This is a genomic window from Defluviitalea phaphyphila, assembly GCF_001466305.1.
Classification (GTDB): domain Bacteria; phylum Bacillota; class Clostridia; order Lachnospirales; family Defluviitaleaceae; genus Defluviitalea_A; species Defluviitalea_A phaphyphila.
Genome location: NZ_JWID01000006.1, coordinates 1757 through 17243, shown reverse-complemented (window position 1 = coordinate 17243; position 15487 = coordinate 1757). Strand labels below are relative to the sequence as shown.

The 15487-nt window shown below is 31.9% G+C and carries 28 protein-coding genes; all 28 read left to right on the top strand.

All coding sequences use genetic code 11. From position 1 onward, the window contains the following. The first annotated feature begins 24 nt into the window (after nt 1-24). The 28 genes from rpsQ (at nt 25) to rpsI (ending at nt 15395) form a co-directional block, all read left to right on the top strand. A complete protein-coding gene (rpsQ, locus tag OM90_RS05790) occupies nt 25-282 on the top strand; it encodes a 30S ribosomal protein S17 (RefSeq protein WP_064505504.1) in 258 nt (85 codons plus the stop codon). 27 nt (nt 283-309) lie between these two features. Beyond that, on the top strand, nt 310-678 hold the full coding sequence (gene rplN / locus OM90_RS05785) for a 50S ribosomal protein L14 (protein ID WP_058485957.1): 369 nt from the start codon (nt 310-312) through the stop codon (nt 676-678). A gap of 19 nt (nt 679-697) precedes the next feature. Continuing rightward, a complete protein-coding gene (gene rplX, locus OM90_RS05780) occupies nt 698-1021 on the top strand; it encodes a 50S ribosomal protein L24 (protein ID WP_144428550.1) in 324 nt (107 codons plus the stop codon). A 21-nt stretch (nt 1022-1042) separates the two neighbouring features. Further along, nucleotides 1043-1582 carry a 50S ribosomal protein L5 gene (gene rplE, locus OM90_RS05775; RefSeq protein ID WP_058485955.1) on the top strand — a complete coding sequence of 180 codons (540 nt, stop codon included), beginning with the start codon at nt 1043-1045 and terminating at the stop codon, nt 1580-1582. Between the two features lie 17 nt (nt 1583-1599). Then, entirely contained in the window at nt 1600-1785 is a 186-nt protein-coding gene (locus tag OM90_RS05770; protein ID WP_058485954.1) for a type Z 30S ribosomal protein S14, read from the top strand. A 21-nt stretch (nt 1786-1806) separates the two neighbouring features. Further along, complete coding sequence (gene rpsH / locus OM90_RS05765; RefSeq protein ID WP_058485953.1) at nt 1807-2208, top strand: 30S ribosomal protein S8; 402 nt, start codon at nt 1807-1809, stop codon at nt 2206-2208. Nucleotides 2209-2240: 32 nt separating this feature from the next. Continuing rightward, the gene (gene rplF / locus OM90_RS05760; RefSeq protein WP_058485952.1) at nt 2241-2780 is read left to right on the top strand and encodes a 50S ribosomal protein L6; all 540 of its coding nucleotides are present in this window, start codon (nt 2241-2243) and stop codon (nt 2778-2780) included. 21 nt (nt 2781-2801) lie between these two features. Beyond that, nucleotides 2802-3170, top strand: a complete 369-nt coding sequence (gene rplR, locus OM90_RS05755; RefSeq protein WP_058485951.1) for a 50S ribosomal protein L18 — start codon at nt 2802-2804, stop codon at nt 3168-3170. A gap of 16 nt (nt 3171-3186) precedes the next feature. Beyond that, nucleotides 3187-3696 (top strand): 30S ribosomal protein S5, encoded by a 510-nt coding sequence (gene rpsE, locus OM90_RS05750; RefSeq protein ID WP_058485950.1) that lies wholly within the window; start codon nt 3187-3189, stop codon nt 3694-3696. A 12-nt stretch (nt 3697-3708) separates the two neighbouring features. After that, complete coding sequence (rpmD, locus tag OM90_RS05745) at nt 3709-3891, top strand: 50S ribosomal protein L30 (protein WP_058485949.1); 183 nt, start codon at nt 3709-3711, stop codon at nt 3889-3891. Between the two features lie 29 nt (nt 3892-3920). After that, complete coding sequence (rplO, locus tag OM90_RS05740) at nt 3921-4361, top strand: 50S ribosomal protein L15 (RefSeq protein ID WP_058485948.1); 441 nt, start codon at nt 3921-3923, stop codon at nt 4359-4361. Continuing rightward, nucleotides 4362-5618, top strand: coding sequence for a preprotein translocase subunit SecY (secY, locus tag OM90_RS05735; protein WP_058485947.1), 1257 nt, complete (start codon nt 4362-4364; stop codon nt 5616-5618). A 16-nt stretch (nt 5619-5634) separates the two neighbouring features. Further along, on the top strand, nt 5635-6285 hold the full coding sequence (locus tag OM90_RS05730; RefSeq protein WP_058485946.1) for an adenylate kinase: 651 nt from the start codon (nt 5635-5637) through the stop codon (nt 6283-6285). Then, nucleotides 6285-7034 (top strand): type I methionyl aminopeptidase, encoded by a 750-nt coding sequence (gene map / locus OM90_RS05725; protein ID WP_084757979.1) that lies wholly within the window; start codon nt 6285-6287, stop codon nt 7032-7034. The genes OM90_RS05730 and map overlap by 1 nt, the downstream gene beginning before the upstream one ends. A gap of 10 nt (nt 7035-7044) precedes the next feature. Next, complete coding sequence (locus tag OM90_RS05720; protein WP_202813789.1) at nt 7045-7335, top strand: KOW domain-containing RNA-binding protein; 291 nt, start codon at nt 7045-7047, stop codon at nt 7333-7335. Nucleotides 7336-7354: 19 nt separating this feature from the next. Then, nucleotides 7355-7573, top strand: coding sequence for a translation initiation factor IF-1 (gene infA / locus OM90_RS05715; RefSeq protein ID WP_058485944.1), 219 nt, complete (start codon nt 7355-7357; stop codon nt 7571-7573). A gap of 26 nt (nt 7574-7599) precedes the next feature. Continuing rightward, nucleotides 7600-7713, top strand: a complete 114-nt coding sequence (gene rpmJ, locus OM90_RS05710; protein ID WP_058485943.1) for a 50S ribosomal protein L36 — start codon at nt 7600-7602, stop codon at nt 7711-7713. A gap of 193 nt (nt 7714-7906) precedes the next feature. Beyond that, nucleotides 7907-8275 carry a 30S ribosomal protein S13 gene (gene rpsM / locus OM90_RS05705; protein ID WP_058485942.1) on the top strand — a complete coding sequence of 123 codons (369 nt, stop codon included), beginning with the start codon at nt 7907-7909 and terminating at the stop codon, nt 8273-8275. A 22-nt stretch (nt 8276-8297) separates the two neighbouring features. After that, a complete protein-coding gene (rpsK, locus tag OM90_RS05700; protein WP_058485941.1) occupies nt 8298-8699 on the top strand; it encodes a 30S ribosomal protein S11 in 402 nt (133 codons plus the stop codon). 20 nt (nt 8700-8719) lie between these two features. Beyond that, a complete protein-coding gene (gene rpsD, locus OM90_RS05695; RefSeq protein WP_058485940.1) occupies nt 8720-9346 on the top strand; it encodes a 30S ribosomal protein S4 in 627 nt (208 codons plus the stop codon). Between the two features lie 81 nt (nt 9347-9427). Beyond that, complete coding sequence (locus tag OM90_RS05690; RefSeq protein WP_058485939.1) at nt 9428-10387, top strand: DNA-directed RNA polymerase subunit alpha; 960 nt, start codon at nt 9428-9430, stop codon at nt 10385-10387. Between the two features lie 36 nt (nt 10388-10423). Then, nucleotides 10424-10954 (top strand): bL17 family ribosomal protein, encoded by a 531-nt coding sequence (locus OM90_RS05685; RefSeq protein WP_058485938.1) that lies wholly within the window; start codon nt 10424-10426, stop codon nt 10952-10954. A gap of 124 nt (nt 10955-11078) precedes the next feature. Beyond that, nucleotides 11079-11942: an energy-coupling factor transporter ATPase gene (locus tag OM90_RS05680; protein WP_058485937.1), complete on the top strand. Its 864-nt coding sequence runs from the start codon at nt 11079-11081 to the stop codon at nt 11940-11942. Next, nucleotides 11918-12772: an energy-coupling factor transporter ATPase gene (locus OM90_RS05675; protein ID WP_058485936.1), complete on the top strand. Its 855-nt coding sequence runs from the start codon at nt 11918-11920 to the stop codon at nt 12770-12772. Before OM90_RS05680 ends, OM90_RS05675 begins: the two co-directional genes overlap by 25 nt. A gap of 8 nt (nt 12773-12780) precedes the next feature. After that, nucleotides 12781-13581 carry an energy-coupling factor transporter transmembrane component T family protein gene (locus OM90_RS05670; protein ID WP_058485935.1) on the top strand — a complete coding sequence of 267 codons (801 nt, stop codon included), beginning with the start codon at nt 12781-12783 and terminating at the stop codon, nt 13579-13581. A gap of 63 nt (nt 13582-13644) precedes the next feature. After that, a complete protein-coding gene (gene truA, locus OM90_RS05665; protein WP_058485934.1) occupies nt 13645-14379 on the top strand; it encodes a tRNA pseudouridine(38-40) synthase TruA in 735 nt (244 codons plus the stop codon). A gap of 159 nt (nt 14380-14538) precedes the next feature. Beyond that, on the top strand, nt 14539-14979 hold the full coding sequence (gene rplM, locus OM90_RS05660) for a 50S ribosomal protein L13 (RefSeq protein ID WP_058485933.1): 441 nt from the start codon (nt 14539-14541) through the stop codon (nt 14977-14979). A 23-nt stretch (nt 14980-15002) separates the two neighbouring features. Further along, nucleotides 15003-15395, top strand: a complete 393-nt coding sequence (gene rpsI, locus OM90_RS05655) for a 30S ribosomal protein S9 (protein ID WP_058485932.1) — start codon at nt 15003-15005, stop codon at nt 15393-15395. The last annotated feature ends 92 nt before the right edge of the window (nt 15396-15487 follow it).

Here is a 15487-nt window from a genome sequence, read left to right as displayed (position 1 = left end):
TTGCTGGGGAAGGAGGAATTCATTGTGGGAGAAAGAAATCTTCGTAAAACATTAATAGGTAAGGTTATCAGCGATAAAATGGATAAAACCATTGTTGTAGCTGTTGAAAATAATGTAAAACATCCTTTATACGGAAAAATTATAAAAAGAACTTATAAATTAAAAGCACATGATGAAAATAACGAATGCAGAATTGGTGACCGTGTAAAAGTAATGGAAACAAGACCTTTATCTAAAGATAAAAGATGGAGATTAGTTTCTATCGTTGAAAAAGCAAAATAATGTCTCAACTCGGAAGGAGGGTATATCATGATTCAACAAGAAAGTAGATTAAAAGTTGCTGACAATACTGGAGCAAAGGAACTTTTATGTATTCGTGTTTTAGGAGGATCCAAAGTTAGATATGCTAACGTTGGAGATGTTATTGTTGCTTCAGTTAAAGATGCAACACCTGGTGGTGTTGTGAAAAAAGGAGACGTTGTTAAAGCAGTTGTTGTTAGAACTGTAAAGGGCGTTAGAAGAGCAGATGGTTCTTATATAAGATTTGATGATAATGCAGCAGTTATTATAAGAGAAGATAAAAATCCAAGAGGAACTCGTATTTTTGGGCCAGTAGCGAGAGAATTAAGGGAAAAGAAATACATGAAGATATTATCCTTGGCACCAGAAGTATTATAAGGAGGTGTTTGGTGTGAAAATTAAACTTAAAAAAGGCGATAAAGTACGAGTTATTGCAGGTAAAGATAAAGGAAAAGAAGGAAAAATTCTTAAAATAGACCGCAAAAATAACCGTGTTATCGTTGAAGGAGTTAATATGATTACAAAACATAATAAGCCAAATCCTATGGGACAAGGCGGAATTGTTCATAAAGAGGGACCAATTCATATTTCTAATGTAATGTATGTACACAATGGTAAACCTACAAGATTAGGAATAAAAACTGTAATAGAAGAAAGAAATGGTCGTAAAAAAGCAGTTCGTTATAGAGTAGCTAAATCTACAGGAGAAATAATTGATTAAGCATCGGAAGGAGGGTAAGCTTTGAGTAGAGTAAGAGAAATGTATGAAAACGAAATCGTAGATGCAATGATAAAGAAGTTCGGGTATAAGAATAGATTAGCCGTACCTAAGATTGAAAAAGTTGTAATCAATATGGGTGTTGGAGAAGCAAAAGATAACTCAAAAGCATTGGATTCTGCAGTAAATGATTTAACAATCATTGCTGGTCAAAAACCAATTGTAACAAGAGCAAAAAAATCAGTAGCTGCATTTAAAATTCGTGAAGGGATGCCTATTGGATGTAAGGTAACTCTTCGTGGAGAAAGAATGTATGATTTTATAGATCGTTTAATAAACTTAGCATTACCTCGTGTTCGTGACTTTAGAGGAGTTAATCCAAATTCCTTTGATGGAAGAGGAAATTATGCTTTAGGAATTAAAGAACAGCTTATTTTCCCAGAAATTGAATATGATAAAGTGGACAAAATAAGAGGAATGGATATTATTTTTGTTACCACAGCAAAGACAGATGAAGAAGCTCGTGAGTTATTAAGGTTATTTGGAATGCCATTTAGAAAGTAATTAAAGGAGGGAAACGAATGGCAAAGAAGGCAATGATAGTCAAGCAACAACGTAAACCTAAGTTTTCTACAAGAGCTTATAATCGTTGTAGAATCTGTGGAAGACCCCATGGTTATTTAAGAAAATTCGGTATATGCCGTATTTGTTTTAGAGAATTAGCGTATAAAGGTCAAATTCCAGGTGTGAAAAAAGCTAGTTGGTAAAAAGGGAAGGAGGTACATTCAATGACAATGAGTGATCCAATTGCAGATATGCTAACAAGAATCAGAAATGCTAATATTGCAAAACATGATACAGTAGATATTCCTGCTTCAAAAATGAAAAAAGCTATTTCTGATATATTATTAAATGAAGGTTATATTAAAGGATATGAAATTATTGAAGATGGTGCAAAAAAGATAATTCGTATTACATTAAAATATGGAAGAGATAAAAACGAAAAAGTTATTTCAGGATTAAAAAGAATTTCTAAACCAGGACTTAGAGTTTTTGCAAGCAAAGATGAATTACCTAAAGTATTAGGTGGACTTGGAACTGCAATTATTTCTACAAGTAATGGAGTATTAACAGATAGAGATGCTAGAAAATTAGGTGTTGGTGGAGAAGTAATAGCATTTATTTGGTAATAATTTTATAAGAAGCTTAAGGAGGTGCAACCATGTCACGAATTGGTAAGTTACCGATTACAATTCCATCTGGAGTAGAAGTAAAAGTAGGAGATGGAAATATTGTAACTGTAAAAGGACCAAAGGGACTTTTAGAAAAAAAATTATCTTCAGAAATTTCAATAGAGGTTAAAGACAACGAAATAGTAGTAACAAGACCAAGTGATCTAAAAAAACATAGAGCACTTCATGGTTTAACGAGAACACTGGTTGCTAATATGGTAGAAGGAGTAACTAATGGGTTCTCCAAAGTATTAGAAATTAATGGTGTTGGATATAGAGTACAAAAACAAGGTAAAAAACTCATATTGTCTTTAGGATATTCTCATCCAGTAGAAATGGAAGATCCAGAAGGCATTGAAAGTAAAGTGGAAGGACAAAATAAAATAATTGTTAGTGGAATCGATAAAGAAAAAGTAGGCCAATATGCAGCAGAAATAAGATTTAAACGTCCTCCAGAGCCTTACAAAGGAAAAGGAATTAAATACGCAGATGAAGTAATAAGACGTAAAGAAGGTAAAACAGGTAAGTAATAGAAAAGGGGTGAAATCCATATGATAAAAAAAGAATCTCGTTCTAAAGTTCGTGCTAAAAAGCATTTAAAAATACGCAGAAAGCTTTATGGTACAGCCCAAACACCAAGATTGGCCGTATTTAGAAGTGATAAACACATATATGCTCAAGTTATAGATGATGTTAAAGGTGTTACTTTAGCAGCAGCATCTACTTTAGAAAAAGATATAAAAAATCAATTAGAAAAAACTAATAATGTAGAAGCTGCTAAGGTAGTAGGAGCGGCAGTAGCTAAAAAAGCTTTAGATAAAGGAATTACAAAAGTTGTATTTGATCGTGGAGGCTATGTGTATCACGGAAAAGTAAAAGCTTTAGCAGATGCAGCTAGGGAAGCTGGACTACAATTCTAGTAAAGGAGGGAAAAAGATGCCTAGAGCTAAAATTGATACAAGTAATATGGAATTAAAAGAAAGAGTAGTTACAATAAAAAGAGTTACTAAAGTTGTTAAAGGTGGACGAAATTTTAGATTTTCTGCTTTGGTAGTTGTTGGAGATGAAAATGGTCATGTTGGAGCAGGTTTAGGAAAAGCAAGTGAAATTCCTGATGCAATTAGAAAAGCTATAGAAGATGCAAAGAAAAATTTAATATATGTGCCAAGAGATGAACATGATAGTATCCCGCATGAATTTATTGGTGAATTTGGAAGTGCTAGAGTACTTTTAAAACCTGCCCCAGAAGGAACTGGAGTAATTGCAGGAGGTCCTGCTCGTGCTGTACTTGAATTAGCAGGGATCCGCAATATTAGAACAAAATCCTTAGGTTCCAATAATAAAAGAAACGTTGTAAATGCAACAATAGAAGCATTAAAAAATCTTAAAAGTCCAGAGTATGTTGCAAAATTACGAGGCAAAACATTAGAAGAGTTGTTAGGGTAAGGAGGAATTGCGGTGGCTAATAAGTTAAAGATTACATTAGTAAAATCTACAATTGGAGCAAAACCAAAACAAAAGTTAACAGCACAAGCTTTAGGCCTTACTAAACTTCATAAGACTGTTGAACAAAAAGACAACGCTGCTATTCGTGGAATGATTAATAGAATTTCTCATTTAGTAAAAGTTGAAGAAATGTAAGAAGATAAGATTTTAAAGGAGGTGCAAAAATGAATTTAAGCCAATTAAGACCAGCTGAAGGATCTAAAAAAAGTCGTTTTAGAAAAGGAAGAGGGCATGGATCTGGTGCAGGAAAAACTGCAGGGAAAGGACATAAAGGACAAAAAGCTCGTTCCGGAGGCGGAGTAAGACCTGGTTTTGAAGGTGGACAAATGCCTCTTTATAGACGAATTCCTAAAAGAGGATTTACAAATAGAAACTCTAAAGAAATTATTGCAATTAATGTAGAAAAATTAAATATTTTTGATGATAATACAGTTGTTACTATTGATAAATTAAAAGAAGTAGGAATTATTAAAAATCCTAAAGATGGCGTAAAAATTCTTGGAAATGGAGAGCTGAATAAAAAGTTAACTGTAATGGTGAATCAATACAGTAAATCAGCGGTTGAAAAGATAGAAGCTGCTGGTGGAAAAGCAGAGGTGATTTAGGTGTTTAAAACCCTTAGAAATGCCTGGAAAATACCTGACTTAAGAAAAAGATTAACGTATACTATTATGATGCTTCTAGTCATCCGTTTAGGAGCGCATATTCCTGTTCCTGGTGTTAATTCCTCTGCTATCAAAGATTTACTTGAACAGCAGGGGGGAGCCTTAGGGCTTTTTGATATGATTTCTGGTGGGGCATTTCAAGATATGACTATTTTTGCAATGGGGATTATCCCCTATATTAATGCTTCGATTATTTTTCAACTTCTACAAATAGCTATTCCTAAAATAGAAGAAATAGCTAAAGAAGGAGAAGAAGGACGAAAGAAAATAGCAAAATATACTAGATATTTGACAATTGTATTGGCTGCTATTCAAGCTTGGGGATTTACATTTGCTCTAAGAAGCCAAAACATTTTAATTAACCCTAATATTTGGTCATGGATAATAGCTATTATTTCCTTTGTAACTGGTACAGCATTCCTTATGTGGATAGGAGAACAGATTACAGAAAAAGGAATAGGGAATGGTATTTCCTTAATTATTTTTGTAAATATTGTTTCAAGATTGCCAGTTGGAATAAATGTACTTCTTAGTTATAAAGATTATGTAAAAACTGTTATTCTAGTTGCCATCTTTATTTTAATAGTTGGTTTTGTTGTTCTTGTTCAAAATGGAGAAAGAAGAATTGCAGTACAATATGCAAAAAGAACAGCAGGAAGAAAAGTATATGGAGGGCAATCCACTCATATTCCTATTAAAGTTAATTTAGGTGGAGTTATTCCTATTATTTTTGCTATGTCCTTAATTCAATTCCCAGAAACTGTTACAAGGTTTTTTAATTCTAATCCAACAGGAATTTGGGGTACTATATTAAATTGGCTACGTTGGACTCACCCATTTGGAGCAGCATTATATGCATTACTTATTATATTCTTTACATTTTTCTATTCAACAATTGCTTTTAATCCAATAGATGTTGCAGACAACATGAAAAAAAGTGGGGGATTTATTCCAGGTATTAGACCAGGGAAACCAACCGCTGATTACCTAACTAAAGTTGCAAACCAAATTACAATGGTAGGAGCACTTTTCTTAGCTATTGTTTCTTTAATGCCTGTATTATTAGAAGTAATATTTAAGATGAACATAGTATTTGGAGGAACATCTTTACTCATCGTGGTAGGTGTAGCTTTAGAAACTGTAAAACAAATAGAAGCCCAAATGCTTATGAGACATTATAAAGGTTTTTTAAGTTAAATTAGGAGGGAATAATATGAGAATAATCATGTTAGGTGCACCAGGAGCTGGAAAAGGAACACAAGCCCTCCTTTTATCTAAAAAATTTAATATTCCTCAGATTTCAACTGGAGATATATTTAGGATGCATATAAAGAATAAAACAGAATTAGGGAAAAAAGCAAAAGAATATATGGATAAAGGGCTTTTAGTTCCTGATGATTTAGTTGTTGAGATTGTAAAAAATCGCCTTATAGAAGAAGATTGTAAAAATGGATTTATACTAGATGGATTTCCAAGAACTATTCCACAAGCAGAAGAATTAGATAAAGCTTTAGAAGAAATGGGAATTAAATTAGATAAAGCAATTAATGTAAATGTTCCAGATGATAATATAATAGTTCGTATGGCTGGAAGAAGAGTATGTAAAAAATGTGGAGCATCTTATCATATAAAATACAACAAACCTTCACAAGAAGGAATTTGTGATGAATGTGGCTCTAATTTAGTACAAAGAGATGACGATAAAGAAGAAACTGTTAAAAAAAGATTAAATGTATACCATGAACAAACAAGACCTTTGATTGAATACTATGAAAAAATGGGTATACTTTTAACAGTAGATGGCGTTGGAGATGTTGATGAAATAAATAATAGGATTCAAAAGGCATTGGAAGTGAATAAATAGTGGGAATAACTATAAAATCTGAAAATGAAATTAAGAAAATTAGAAAAGCAGGATTAATTCTTGCCAAGACGCATGAACTTCTAGCTCAAACACTAAAGCCAGGAATTTCCACGATAGAATTAGATCAAATAGCTGAAGAATTTATCCGCAGTCAAGGTGCAGCTCCTTCATTTAAAGGATTATACGGCTTTCCTGCATCCATATGCACATCAATCAATGAAGAAGTTGTTCACGGAATTCCTAGTAAGAAAGTAAAATTAAAAGAAGGGGATATAATAAGTATTGACATTGGTGTGTATTTGGATGGATTTCATTCCGATGGAGCAAAGACCTATGCAGTTGGAGAAATTCCTAGAGAAACAAAAAAACTTATTGATGTAACAAGAGAAAGTTTTTATAAAGGACTTCAATATGCAAAGGCTGGTAATCATTTATATGAAATTTCTACTGCGATACAACAATATGTAGAGGCCAATGGATTTTCTGTTGTTAGAGATCTTGTAGGACATGGAGTAGGTAAAAAACTTCATGAAGATCCACAGATTCCAAATTATAAATTACCTGGACGTGGGCCCAAATTACAAAAAGGAATGGTACTTGCTATTGAGCCTATGGTTAATATGGGGACCTATGAAGTAAGAATACTAAGTAACAATACAGTTGTTACAAGGGATGGTTCTTTATCAGCACATTATGAGCATACTATTGCTATAACAGATGGAGAGCCAGAAATTCTTACTATTTTGTAAAAGAGGTCAGGTGAAAAATATGAATGAATATACCATCGGTCAGGTTGTATTTTCCAAGTCAGGTCGAGATAAAGGAAGACCATTTATTGTTATAAAGGTAGATAAGCAGTACCTATATTTAGTAGATGGATCCTTGAGAAAATTGGAAAAGCCAAAAAAGAAAAAAAATATACATGTGCAAAAAACACATGATATAATAGACCATATAAAAAAGAATATAGAAGAAGGGAAAAAAATTACGGATTCAGATATAAAAAAAGCATTAAAAAAATATTATCCTTCTTCTAATAAAAAGGATTAAAATGAGGAGACGTGATACCTTGGCGAAAAGTGATGTTATTGAAGTAGAAGGAACTGTGCTAGAAAAATTACCAAATGCAATGTTTAATGTTGAATTAGAAAATGGGCATAAAATTTTAGCACATATATCTGGTAAACTTCGAATGAACTTTATTCGTATTTTACCGGGGGATAAAGTTACTGTTGAACTTTCTCCCTATGATTTAACAAAAGGTCGAATTGTTTGGAGATCCAAATAATTCGAATTAAGAAAGGAGATAAGCAAATGAAAGTAAGACCTTCTGTAAAACCTATTTGTGAAAAATGTAAAGTAATAAAAAGAAAAGGTCGCATTCGTGTTATTTGCGAAAATCCAAAACATAAGCAAAAACAAGGATAATAAAAATATTATATGCTTGTCTAAGGGGCAAGAAACCTTAGGCAAGCTTAATGATAAATTTAAAAATAAAATAATTGATAAATTATATAATTTATTATATAATCTCATAAGCGGCTGTTGTAAAAAGTTATTGCTGATAGAAGAGAGTATGATAATAGATAAAAAATAAGATTGTAGGAGGTGCACACATTTTATGGCACGTATTGCAGGAGTAGATTTACCAAGAGATAAACGTGTAGAAATCGGTCTTACCTATATTTATGGGATTGGTCGTTCTAGTTCTCTTAGAATTTTAAAAGAAGCAGGAATTGACCCAGATACAAGAGTAAGAGATTTAACAGATGAAGAAGTAGGAAAGCTTCGTGAAATTATTGAAAAGACTCAAGTGGTTGAGGGAGATTTACGTAGAGAAATTGCTCTAAATATAAAACGTCTTATGGAAATAGGTTGTTATAGAGGAATTCGTCATAGAAGAGGACTTCCTGTAAGAGGACAAAATACAAAGAATAATGCTAGAACAAGAAAAGGGCCAAGAAGAACCGTTGCTAACAAGAAAAAATAAGGGTTAAAGGAGGTTATATAAAATGGCAAAGAAAGTAGCTAAAAGAGCAACAACCCGTAGACGTCGTGAAAGAAAAAATGTTGAGCGGGGTCAAGCGCATATAAAGTCTACTTTTAACAATACAATTGTAACATTAACAGACATGAATGGAAATGCTCTTTCATGGGCAAGTGCTGGTCAATTAGGATTTAGAGGATCAAGAAAGTCCACTCCTTATGCAGCTCAAATGGCTGCAGACACTGCAGCAAAAGCAGCTATGGAACATGGATTAAAATCTGTTGAAGTATTAGTAAAAGGACCTGGATCTGGTAGGGAAGCGGCTATTCGTGCTCTTCAAGCAGCAGGATTAGAAGTAACAATGATTAAAGATGTTACGCCAGTTCCCCATAATGGATGTCGTCCACCAAAACGTAGAAGAGTTTAGATTTAGGAGGTGTAGATAAAATGGCAAGATATAGAGGACCTGTTTGCAGATTATGCCGTAGAGAAGGGCAAAAACTGTATTTAAAAGGAGAAAAGTGTTTTTCACAAAAGTGTCCTGTAGATATAAGACCTTATGCTCCAGGGCAACATGGACAAAATAGAAAAAAATTATCAGAATATGGACTTCAGCTTCGTGAAAAGCAAAAAGCAAAAAGAATTTATGGTGTTCTTGAAACACAATTTGCAAATTATTTCAAAAAAGCAGATCGTATTCCAGGTATTACAGGGGAAAATTTACTTCGTTTATTAGAAATGAGATTAGATAACGTAGTTTATCGTTTAGGATATGGACGTTCAAGAACAGAAGCAAGACAAGTTGTTCGTCATAATCATATTCTAGTAAATGGTAAAAAAGTAAATATCCCATCTTATGAAGTAAAAGTTGGAGATGTTATAGAAATAAAAGAAGATTCTAGAAATCTTGAAAGATTTAAAGAGATAGTTGAAACAACATCATCTAGAATTGTACCCGAATGGCTTGAAGCTGACAAAGATAACTTAAGTGGTAAAGTTATTTCTTTACCAAATAGAGATCAAATCGATACTGATGTTCAAGAAACACTTATAGTAGAGCTATATTCAAAATAATTATAAGTGTTTTTGGGAAAATGCTATATGGTATATTGTCACCCTCAATATGATTAAAAACAAAAAAGGAGGGCTTATCGGGTGTTTGGAATTGAAAAACCTAATATTGAAATCGCTGAGTTATCAGAAGATGGGAAATATGGACGTTTCGTTGTGCAACCTTTAGAAAGAGGATATGGAACAACTTTGGGTAATGGGCTTAGAAGAATATTACTTTCTTCTCTTCCTGGTTCTGCCGTTAGTAGTGTTAAAATTGAAAATGTACTTCATGAATTTAGCACAATCCCAGGAGTGAAAGAAGACGTAACAGAGATTATTCTTAATATCAAGAATCTTGCTATAAGAAATCACAGTGATAGTTTCGAACCTAAAGTTGCTTATATAGAAGCTTCAGGAGAATGTGAAGTTACGGCAGCAGATATAAAAGTAGATTCAGATATTGAAATAGTAAATCCAGACCTTCATATTGCTACATTAAGTGGAGGCCCAGATAGCAAATTATTTATGGAAATGACTATCGTAAAAGGTAGAGGATATGTAAGTTCTGATAAAAATAAAACTAAAGACCAACCTATAGGAGTAATTCCTGTAGATTCTATTTTTACTCCGGTAAGTCGTGTTAATTTTAATGTTGAAAATACAAGAGTTGGACAAATTACTGATTATGATAAATTAACATTAGAAGTATGGACAAATGGAGCTATGAAACCGGACGAAGCAGTTAGCTTAGGTGCTAAAGTTTTAAGTGAACATTTGAATTTATTTATAAATTTATCAGAAAATGCTAAAAATGTTGAAGTGATAGTTGAAAAAGAAGAAGATAAAAAAGAAAAAGCGTTAGAAATGACTATCGAAGAGTTAGATTTATCTGTTCGTTCTTACAACTGCTTAAAACGAGCAGGTATTAATACAGTAGAAGATTTAACTAATAAAACCGAAGAAGAAATGATGAAAGTGCGTAATTTAGGTAAAAAATCCTTAGAAGAAGTATTGAATAAACTTGCGGAATTAGGCTTTTCACTAAAGCCAAGTGACGACTAAATTGATTGTTTATGTTTACGAAAAGGAGGTTGAATGATGGCTGGATACAGAAAACTAGGTCGTACTTCTTCTCAACGTAAAGCATTGTTGAGAAATCAAGTAACTAATTTATTATATTATGGAAAAATAAAAACAACTGAAGCCAAAGCTAAAGAAATTAGAAAAATTGCGGAGAAACTTATTACTCTTGCTATTAAAGAAAAAGATAATTTTACAGAAGTAACTGTTAAAGCTAAAGTGGCAAAAAAAGATGAAAATGGTAAACGTATAAAAGAAGTAGTTAACGGTAAAAAAGTTACAGTTTTTGAAGAAGTAGAAAAGACCATTAAAAAAGATAATCCATCTCGTCTTAATGCTAGAAGAAAAATGCTACAGATCTTATATCCTGTAGTAGAAACTAGCAAAGTAAAAAGAAGGAAAAATACTAAAAAAGTAGATATGGTAGAAAAATTATTTACTGATATAGCACCTAAGTATGTAGACCGTAAAGGTGGATATACAAGAATTATAAAAATTGGACCTCGTAAGGGCGATGGTGCAGAAGAAGTATTTATTGAATTAGTATAATTAAGTAGGGATTAAGAAGAATTTCTTAATCCCTATATTATATATGAATTTATAATTGAAAATTAATTATTATATATAATAATTAATTTTCAATTATAAAGCTTTAATGAAGGCTGGTGAAGATATGGAAAAAATAATAACAAGCAAGGGACTTATTTATGAATATTATACCCATAATGATAAAGGAGAAATTGAATCTAAACATAGAGCTTTAGATGAATTAAATTTAGAAATACAAAAAGGGCAATTTGTAGTTATATTAGGACATAATGGTTCAGGAAAGTCTACCCTTGCAAAACATATGAACGCCATTTTACATCCTACAGGAGGAACTTTATTAATAAAAGGGATGGATGTTAAAGATCAAAAAAATCTATGGGATATTCGTCAAACAGCAGGAATGGTATTTCAAAATCCTGATAACCAAATAATAGCAGCTATAGTAGAAGAAGATGTTGCATTTGGACCAGAAAATTTAGGAATAGAACCAAAAGAAATAAGAAAAAGAGTAGATGAATCTATAAATGCAGTTCAAATGGCGGAATATATGACCCATTCTCCTAACTTATTATCAGGAGGACAAAAACAAAGAATAGCCATAGCAGGGGTTTTAGCTATGAAGCCAGAATGTATTATATTAGATGAACCTACAGCTATGTTAGACCCAGTAGGAAGAAAAGAAGTACTAGAAACAATATATAGATTAAATAAAAAAGAAAATATAACTATTATACATATAACTCACTATATGGAAGAAGCTATAAAAGCAGATAGAGTAGTTGTTATGGATCGTGGTAAAATTGTAATGGATGATACTCCAAGAAAAATATTTAGTCAAGTAGAAAAACTAAAAGAATTAGGACTAGATGTTCCACAAGTAACAGAATTAGCTTTTTATATGCAAAAACAAGGAATAAATATTTCTACAGAAATACTTACAATAGAGGAAATGGTGGATGAAATATGGCAATTAAATTCGAGAAAGTAACCCATGTCTATAGTAAAGGAACCCCTTTTGAAAAAATAGCCTTAAATAACATTAATATTCACATTAAAAAAGGGGAATTTGTTGGAATCATAGGTCATACAGGGTCAGGGAAATCAACGCTTATACAGCACTTTAATGGTTTATTAAAGCCAACAGAAGGGACAATTACTGTCCTAGGGAAAAAATTAAACGATAAAGATACTTCCTTAAAAGAAATTAGACAAAAAGTAGGATTAGTATTTCAATACCCAGAACATCAGCTTTTTGAAATGACAATATTTAAAGATGTAGCTTTTGGTCCACAAAATATGGGATTATCAAAAGAAGAAGTAGAGGCTAGAGTAAAAGAAGCTTTAGATATGGTAGGAATAAAAGAAGACATGTATGAAAAATCTCCTTTTGAATTATCAGGAGGACAAAAAAGGAGAGTAGCCATAGCAGGAGTTTTAGCTATGAAACCAGAAATATTAGTTTTAGATGAACCAACGGCAGGATTAGACCCTAAGGGAAGAGATGAAATACTAACACAAATACAGAGATTACATAAAACTTTAGGAATTACTGTTATACTAGTATCTCATAGTATGGAAGACATTGCAAAACTAGTTGATAGAATCATTGTTATGCATAAAGGAAAAGTAGCTTTAAATGGAGCGCCAGTTAGTGTTTTTGAACATGTTGAAGAATTAGAAAAAATGGGATTAGCTGCTCCACAAATTATGTATATTATGAAAGCTTTAAAAGAAAAAGGACTTGATGTTTCCACTAACATATTAACAGTGGAAGAAGGAGCTAAAGAAATAGCTTCAATATTGAAAAAACAAAAGTAGGTGCAAATATGTTTAGAGATATAACAATAGGACAATATTATCCAGCTAATTCTTTAATTCATAAATTAGATTCAAGAGTAAAAATTATAGCAACATTTATTTTCATAATCGACCTATTTATTGCTAATAATTATATAGGATATGGTATAACTTCAATATTTTTAGGAATAATTATATTTTTATCTAAGGTGCCGATTAAATACATGCTAAAAGGGCTAAAAGCCATTTTTGTTATAATCCTTATTACAGGAGCTCTTAACATATTTATGACACCGGGAGAACATGTTCTTTGGAGTTATAAAGGAATAACTATAACAGGAGAAGGATTATATACAGCAGGCTTAATGGCTACAAGACTCATTTTTCTTATTATAGGTTCTTCTATATTAACGCTTACAACTTCTCCAATACAATTAACAGACGGAATAGAAAGCATTTTAAATCCTTTTAAAAAAATAGGTATACCAGCCCATGAAGTAGCTATGATGATGACCATCGCCCTTAGATTTATTCCTATATTATTAGAAGAAACAGACAAAATAATGAAAGCACAAATGGCTAGAGGAGCAGATTTTGAAAGTGGAGGAATTATAAAAAGAGCCAAAAGCCTAATTCCTCTTTTAGTACCTTTATTTATATCAGCTTTTAGAAGAGCAGAAGAATTAGCCATGGCAATGGAAGCTAGATGTTATCGTGGAGGAGAAAATAGAACAAGAATGAAACAGTTAGTAATAGAAAATAAAGATTATATTGCAATGACAATAATAGCTATATTTACTTTAATCATGATATTAATTCGATTCATATAAAAATTAGTATTATTAGTATTATAAGAAACTGTAAAAATACAGTATGGGAATGGTGTTTTAAAATTGAAAAACATATTACTTACAATCTCATATGATGGAACAAATTATAATGGATGGCAACGTCAGCCTAATGGTATAGGAATTCAGCAAAAAATAGAAGAAGCCTGTAAAAAAATATTTAAACAAGATATTACCGTTATAGGAGCTAGTAGGACTGATAGAGGAGTGCATGCTTTAGGGCAAAGAGCCTTAATAAAAGTAGACACTACTATTCCCTTAGATAGAATTCCTTATGCTTTAAATTCAGCACTACCAGAAGATATTATAATAAATAATGCAGAAGAAGTAGAAGAAAACTTTCATCCAAGATATAGTGTAAAACAAAAGATATACCAATATAAAATATTAAATAAAAAATTTAAAATTCCACAATATAGAAATATAAGTGTCCATATTCCTAAAAAATTAGATTTAAATTTAATGAATAAAGGAGCAAAATATTTTATTGGAACCCATGATTTTATATCCTTTTGTTCTACAGGAAGCTCTGTAAAAACTACTATAAGAACAATTTATGATGCAAAAGTATTAAAAAAAGACTCATTTATAATATTCGAAGTAAAAGGCAATGGCTTTTTATATAATATGGTAAGAATAATGGCAGGGACTTTAATAGAAATAGGAATGGGGAAAAAAGAACCTTCAGATATAGAAAAAATAATATTATCTAAAGATAGAAATTTAGCTGGAAAAACAGCACCTCCCCAAGGATTAACCCTAGTAGAAATATTATATTAGTAGAATAGAGGGAATCTATGTAAAAAAAATATATTCCTTGACACGCTAGGATGGATATAATATAATGTTCTTTGTGTAATTATGCCACTTTAAAATCCTTAGCCCCGGATTTTAAATAGATTCGTGAAAAATAAATAAAAGTATTAAGGAGGGTATGCAATGAGTAATGCAACATATATGGCGAAAGCTGAAAATATTGAAAGAAAATGGTATGTTGTTGATGCAACAGGCATGACATTAGGACGCCTAGCATCTGAAGTAGCAAAAATTCTTCGTGGAAAACATAAACCAATTTATACACCTCATGTAGATACTGGGGATCATGTAATTATAATAAATGCAAAAGATGTAAAATTAACAGGTAAAAAATTAGATCAAAAATATTTAAGATATCATACAGGATATCCAGGTGGATTAAAAGAAATTAAATACAGAGATCTTATGGCTACAAAACCAGAAAAAGCTGTTTTCTTAGCAGTAAAAGGAATGCTTCCTAAAAACAAATTAGGAAGAAAAATGATAAAGAAACTTCGTGTTTATAGAGACGCTGAACATAATCATGAAGCTCAAAAACCAGAAGTATTAGAAATCAAGTATTAGAAGGATGAAGGGAGGATATCTAAATGGCTGAAGTAAGATATTATGGAACAGGTAGAAGAAAAAAATCAGTTGCAAGAGTATATTTGGTTCCTGGAAATGGGAAATTTACAATAAATAAAAGAGATATGGATGACTATTTTGGATTAGAAACTTTAAAAGTAATAGCTAAACAACCTTTAGTATTAACAGATACATTAAATAAATTTGATGTACTAGTAAATGTTTATGGTGGAGGATATACAGGTCAAGCTGGAGCTATTCGTCACGGTATTGCAAGAGCATTACTTCAAGCAGACCCTGAACTAAGACCAGCACTCAAAAAAGCAGGTTTCTTAACAAGAGACCCAAGAATGAAAGAAAGAAAGAAATACGGACTCAAAGCAGCAAGAAGAGCTCCTCAATTCTCAAAGAGATAATTACTATCAATTACCAAACAAGTTTGCTTGGAATTACAAAGTATGCTTGTTACGATATCAAACCGTCGGGGGAATACCACTCTTGGCGGTTT